Consider the following 5,939-nt stretch of genomic DNA (forward strand, 5'->3'; position numbering starts at 1 on the left):
AATGAAAGTCTTTGGAGGTCCGTTTTCTGTGGGGGCAGGAGATATACTGGATAACGGCGATCTATAGGTTCTCTAGCATTAGCAGTAAATCATCAACTTTTCTTGCTAGAAAATCTGGAGCGATACTCATTAACCGCTCTTCGCTATGAGAGCCCCACGTAACAGCGCATGTTTTAATCCCTGCAGCTTTTCCCATGAGAATGTCTACCTCTGCATCGCCAATCATCACCTCAGCATCGATAGTATATTCTTTTAAAGCTTCTCGACCTCTATAGATAGAGTCTGGCTCTGGTTTATAATTGCTGACCTTATCAGAACCAATCACATGAAAAATAGAGTCTAAAATCCCTAGACGAGCAAGATCTCTCTCTGCAGACTCCGTTTTCTTGCTTGTCACGACTACAACGGGAAACTTGAGGGACGTGCACGCGTCAAGAAACTCTTGAACTCCATCAAAGAGAACCGAATGTAACATCGAATTGTATACATATTGTTTTCGAAAATAGGCAAGAACGTCCGGAAGATCCTCTTTATGTAGTGCGCCGCAAGCAAACTCGGGAAAAGTTTTTTCTATGGGAATGCCCATCTTGTCAACGATTTGCTCTCTAGTTGGTATCGGAAAATCAAAGTGCTTAAACGTATCTTGGGTGGTAAGCACAGCACTTTCCCGTGAATTTAAGAGGGTGCCATCAAGATCGGAGAAAATAACTTTCATTTTTTATAACCGTGGAATTATGCCAAGCCGGAATTTAGTAGTAGTCGGATATTTTATGAGTGCCTCATCAACTCTTCGAATTGGCATTGGAGGCATCTCCCATGGCCGCTGCTTTGAGACATGGGCCTGGTCTTGACTCCGTATAAATGACTCCATTTGCATAATCTTGCCTTCTCCATCGGGAGTCAGGTCGTAGGCTCGAGTTACTTTCCAGAACAATCCTGTTCGAGCATAGGTAATCGGTTGAGCATAAAAATGTACCACATATCATCAAGATTAAAAAAGATGGTGGTACCTGATTACTGGTACCTGATTACTGAGGCGCACGAATATCTTGAAGTATTTTGAATGTAGAGTGCCTTGTAACGTGCACCCCACATTCATCCATACCCAGCTCGCAAACATCTGTTCGGAGCTGTTCGAATCGTCACAACTTACTTCAAAATGAAATACGCAAAATTGATTTAGCTCCCTCTCTCGTTCAGCGTGGAAGGCTAAACAATTGAGTGACTCCATGCAGCAAGAAGCTTTTGAACAAAACTCTCCAAACCATGGAGGGTCTCGGCAAGAACCGAATAACTCAGAGAGCATCAAGCTCTCCGAGCAACACATAAACCGACCGAAGCTCTCGCCTGCTCGGGCGCACTACATCGAAAGACAAACGGCTCTGATCGACCTTGTTCAGAGCATCGTTCAAGATCCCAGCCAGAGCGAGGCGCTCGAGAAGATCGTAAACCAGAGACAGCAAGAAGGGCTGCTGCTTACTGATCTTGAAGTAAATACGACTTCAACTATAGATATATCCCTGGTCCCCATATATGTGTCACAAGAGAAAGAAGATCAATTACGCCAAACTATTTCAGACCTAACCCATGTAAAAGGCGCTGTAGTTGAAGCCGCCCGTTCCAACCAAGATTTGCAAGAGTATCTGCTCGAGGGGCTCGCAGACATTTCTAAGGAAATACACAGAGCAAATCTGTCGCGACTACCTCAGCATTTGCGCCTTCGCTATGATACCTTTACGGATCTAGGAGGAGATTATGTGCGACAAATCGAACTGAATGGCGGTGAGCCACAGGGCGATGTCATTATGACTAAGGTGGTGGAAGTTGCTCGCGATATCTGTGAGCTCTACTTTAAGAACCGTGGTATCTCGGACAAGCGTATTCAGCAGTGCTTTGAGAGTTTAGAAACTCCCGTGAACCAGTGTGCCAAAGTTGCCCACGCCGCTTACCGTCACTTCAGAAAAAACTGCCCTCGCCTTCCCGAAGCTGGTAACTGTGGGGTATTTGCTTTCAGAGATCCTATCACTCGCGCTCCGCTCAGTTCACTCTCAAATGCTGAAGCGAATCAATCTGAGCAATACTATGCCAGATCTGATCGCTTCTCCCGTAGTCTCGCTTTCGATCCTTTCGATATCATTGACTTTGAAGAACATACAGATAACTTCGGCAAGTCTTTTGTTGTTCCCATAGTCGAATCCGGCACAGGTAACGAGCGCACCTCTATTCACTTCATCCGAAGACTGCACGGCGAACCCATGGAAAACACTGAAGTCTGGCAAACGCTTAAAGAGAAAAGACCAGAGATATATTACAAGTTTATCGGAAAAGAGCATGAAGTTCACAATCCACGGGGGCTGACTGTACCATCAGAACTCTTTATGAATCCCCTAAACAGCTTGATGACCGATAAGAAACTTGACGCCATTCTCACTGACGAACGCTTAATCGAACGATTCGGAATATGCGGAGCACTAAAGGAAAGCCTGCTGCAAAATCAGGTAGCAAGTAGCAAGCGCGAAGCATACAGCCTAGCCAAAGAGAAACTTACCCGTGTCCAGCAAGTGGTATCAAGGACTCGAGCCCTGCGCGGGTTCGATGCTGGCCTATTTGAATCAGATAATAATCGTCAGGGCACACTGAGCGATGATGAAGTGAGCGAGATAGTCGCAAACAGAGCAAAGTATGTTGTCAAACTTGGAACTCTCACCGGACACTCTGGCACAGGAGTATTTGTAGGCTCTCATCTTGATGTCAGTGAAGTGCCTATTGAAGCTCTCTCAGATGTCTCAGAAAACGAAGAGAATCGAATTCTGGGAATCGCTCTGGCAGCAAAACCAGAAATAGCCGATAGGCTTGAGAGCCACTATAAGCAAAAACAGACTCTTAAGAGTGCTGCGGCGTACCAACAAGCAATAAAGGGCCTGCAGGAAACGCTGCAAGAGTTAAACATGAGAGAGGCAGATGTTGCACTACAGGATATCTACTGGAAGGGTCTAATTCAATATGCACTCTCCAGTGAGCAAGCGATAATTCAGGAGCGAGCGGATTCTCAGAAAGGACCGGTCATTGTAGCTTCAACAAATGGAGGTAACGGCCTGCAGGTGTCGAAGGTGAAGGAGTACAACCTTGACCTGAATCCTCAAGCATTTTTTGATGAAATGAGTTACATTGTCATTCGCGCCAGTTCACTTGCAAAAGCAAATATCACTGGTGGCTATGGTTGCTTGGTACCCTGTTTCCCTGCAGAAGTGGCTGATAAAGTTTATGAACTTTATAATGAACTCCAGACTATCAACTAATAATGAGTAAGAAATATTGAAAGCTATGTCGCTCACAATTCAAGCTCTCACAGAGCAACTTATATCTATTCCCAGTGTTTCCTCTGACTTTCAACAGTGCAAAAAAGCAATTGATTTTGTCGAGAAATTGTTCGATGACACGAGTTACACAATTCAAAGATTTGAGCAGAATGAGGTGTACTCTCTGATAATATCTCGGAAGCAAGAGCTCGATTTTGACCTGCTCTTCTTCGGACATCTCGATGTCGTGCCCGGTAAAGATGAACTCTTTCAGCCAAAGGTAAAAGAGAATTGGATATACGGCCGCGGCGCCGCAGACATGAAGGGCGCATGTGCTGCCATGATCCGACTCTTTCTTGACGTGGAGCATCTGGAAAACATGCAGAGTTGCGCTCTTGTCCTGACGACTGATGAAGAAGTCGGCGGTGACAATGGCATTGGGTTCCTAACCAGAGAGAAAGGACTCCGCGCTGGTACAGTATTTAACCCAGATGGTGGAGCAGTACTACAGCCCAGTCTTTCACAAAAAGGGATGTTTCAGTTCCGCCTTGAAGCACAGGGAAAATCTGCGCACGGATCTCGCCCCTGGCAAGGAAGCTCTGCTGTAGCGCTACTGCTTGAAGACTGGAACAGAATCTATTCATGTTTTGAACTCGCATCGGAATCTGAGCAAAATAAGGTGTCGCTTAACCTCGGTCGAATTGAAGGTGGTAAAGCTGCCAATTCTGTGCCGGAGAACGCGTATGCACTTATCGATCTGCGCTTCCCGCCAACTTATTCGCTCAGTGAGATTGAGAGTATGATCGCAGCATGCCTTCGGCATTCAACCCTCACTCGCTTGACCAGCGGAGATCCAGTGCACGTTACTGAGTCAGATAGAAGTTACGGAATTCTACAGAGCATATTGCGCGAGCAGGGATATGAGCCAACCGGAGTGCACAACAACACTGGAAGTGATGCGCGCTGGTTCTCTGAGCAAGGCAGTAGCATCCTGCTGATGCTGCCAAAGAGCACGAACGGACACATCGATGAAGAAGCAGCCGATATCGACGGTTTAAATGAGCTTCATTTGATTATGCAGAGCTTTGTTCAGAGGTTCTATCAGTAGTAGTAGCGCCTTGATAAGGACCTACAAACTTATTTTCCTACTAATCAGGTGCCAGCTTCTTTTTTTGTGAGTATGAAGTTAGAAAATAGTAATAATAATAAATCACAAGACGAGGAGGAGGTGGGCGTGAAAGCTTTTGATTTGAGTCGCCTTCAGGAGGAAGTCATTATTGTTCCTCACAGCAGTGAGTGGCAGGATTGGTTTGAGACCGAGAGTGCTGCCCTCCAAGAAGTATTTGGAAATGATGCGCTTGGCATTGAGCATATGGGAAGCTCAGCAGTTGAAAATCTTCTCTCCAAGCCAATTGTGGACATACTGGTAGGGCTTAAAGAGTTTTCAATCTCTGATGAGCAAATCAAAGGTCTTGAGCTGCTTGGTTTTGAATACTTCGGACAACTTCATGAGGGCCAGGAGCGCCTCTTCGCCCGCAAGCGAGGCGAGCAATCCTTCAACATTTCAATTGTTCCCTATGCAGGAGATGAGTGGGTTGCCAAGACAGCCTTCCGAGACTACCTGCGGGCGCATCCCGATATTGTTGAGGCCTATTCTGCCATAAAGAATGAGGCAATCGCAGGTGGGAATGACTCGCTCCTTCAGTATCACAAACATAAAGATGAGTTTGTAACCAATACCCTTGCTACCGCTTTAAGTTGGCATGAGGCTCAGGGGCGTTGATAATAATTGCACCCAGCTACCCCCTAGCTACCAGTAGCAGATTCTTTTCATTCGCCTCCTGACGGGGTGAAGGCACTGCGAGCGTCACTTCAATCCAAATTAATCTTCGGATGGTCATTTGCCAAAAGAGAAGGATTCTGGATAGACCAATGATATTAAGGGTTTATTTTTAGCAGACAGTGCTTAAGCTTATTCACTTCTCATCCGATCCTACGTCCTGGATGGACGTATGACCCATAGAGAAGACCTGCTTTTCGTGAATCAGTGAAGGGAGCTGTTATGAGCGATATGACTAATGAACTAAAGACGCAAGGACTGCAGCAGAACCAATCGTTTACCGTAAGGGACGCACTTTCAAATGCTTGGAAGATGGTAAGTGGTTCTAAGGGTTCCTACTGGGGCGGCTTTATCTTCGTCGTTGCCGTAACTTTTGTCTGGGCCTTTGCCTCGAGTATGTTGACTCAGAATCTTTCGAGTGGGGAGACGCCGTGGGTGTGGAGTTTGGTGTGGAGTATTGTCGATTTGGTTATGCAGCAGGCACTCACCGTCCCAATGTGGGCTGGTATAGTCCTTATGGGGGTAAGGCGTGCACGTGGTGAAGCGATTCGGTCTACAATGGTTTTTGAGGGTTTTAAACGTTTCGCATCACTCCTCGTGGTCACCTTTCTCGTGGTCATTATCATAACGGTGGGAACTTTGTTTTTGATTATTCCGGGGATTTATCTTTCGATAGTGTACATATTTGCGGTGCCGCTAGTGTTGGACAAGGGGATGGGTCCTTGGGAGGCTATGGAGCTATCACGAAAGACGGTAACAAAGCGCTGGTTTGCATATTTCTCTACCTTGCTTGTAGCAGG

General features: G+C 46.2%; 6 protein-coding genes. 4 read left to right on the plus strand and 2 right to left on the minus strand.

What is annotated here, in order from left to right; genetic code table 11:
- Positions 1 to 61: 61 nt before the first annotated feature.
- On the minus strand, positions 62 to 715 hold the full coding sequence (locus EBR25_12040) for an HAD family hydrolase (GenBank protein ID NBW41715.1): 654 nt from the start codon (positions 713 to 715) through the stop codon (positions 62 to 64).
- A gap of 3 nt (positions 716 to 718) precedes the next feature.
- Positions 719 to 979 carry a hypothetical protein gene (locus EBR25_12045; protein ID NBW41716.1) on the minus strand — a complete coding sequence of 87 codons (261 nt, stop codon included), beginning with the start codon at positions 977 to 979 and terminating at the stop codon, positions 719 to 721.
- 250 nt (positions 980 to 1,229) lie between these two features.
- Between EBR25_12045 and EBR25_12050 the strand changes: the two genes are divergently transcribed.
- The 4 genes from EBR25_12050 to EBR25_12065 form a co-directional block, all read left to right on the plus strand.
- Positions 1,230 to 3,299 carry a hypothetical protein gene (locus EBR25_12050; protein NBW41717.1) on the plus strand — a complete coding sequence of 690 codons (2,070 nt, stop codon included), beginning with the start codon at positions 1,230 to 1,232 and terminating at the stop codon, positions 3,297 to 3,299.
- A 25-nt stretch (positions 3,300 to 3,324) separates the two neighbouring features.
- Positions 3,325 to 4,407, plus strand: coding sequence for a M20 family peptidase (locus tag EBR25_12055; protein NBW41718.1), 1,083 nt, complete (start codon positions 3,325 to 3,327; stop codon positions 4,405 to 4,407).
- Between the two features lie 48 nt (positions 4,408 to 4,455).
- On the plus strand, positions 4,456 to 5,082 hold the full coding sequence (locus tag EBR25_12060) for a GrpB family protein (protein ID NBW41719.1): 627 nt from the start codon (positions 4,456 to 4,458) through the stop codon (positions 5,080 to 5,082).
- Between the two features lie 279 nt (positions 5,083 to 5,361).
- A partial coding sequence (locus tag EBR25_12065; protein ID NBW41720.1) for a hypothetical protein occupies positions 5,362 to 5,939 on the plus strand: 578 nt, incomplete at its 3' end.

Source organism: bacterium (genome assembly GCA_009926305.1).
Taxonomy (GTDB): Bacteria; Bdellovibrionota_C; UBA2361; order UBA2361; family RFPC01; genus RFPC01.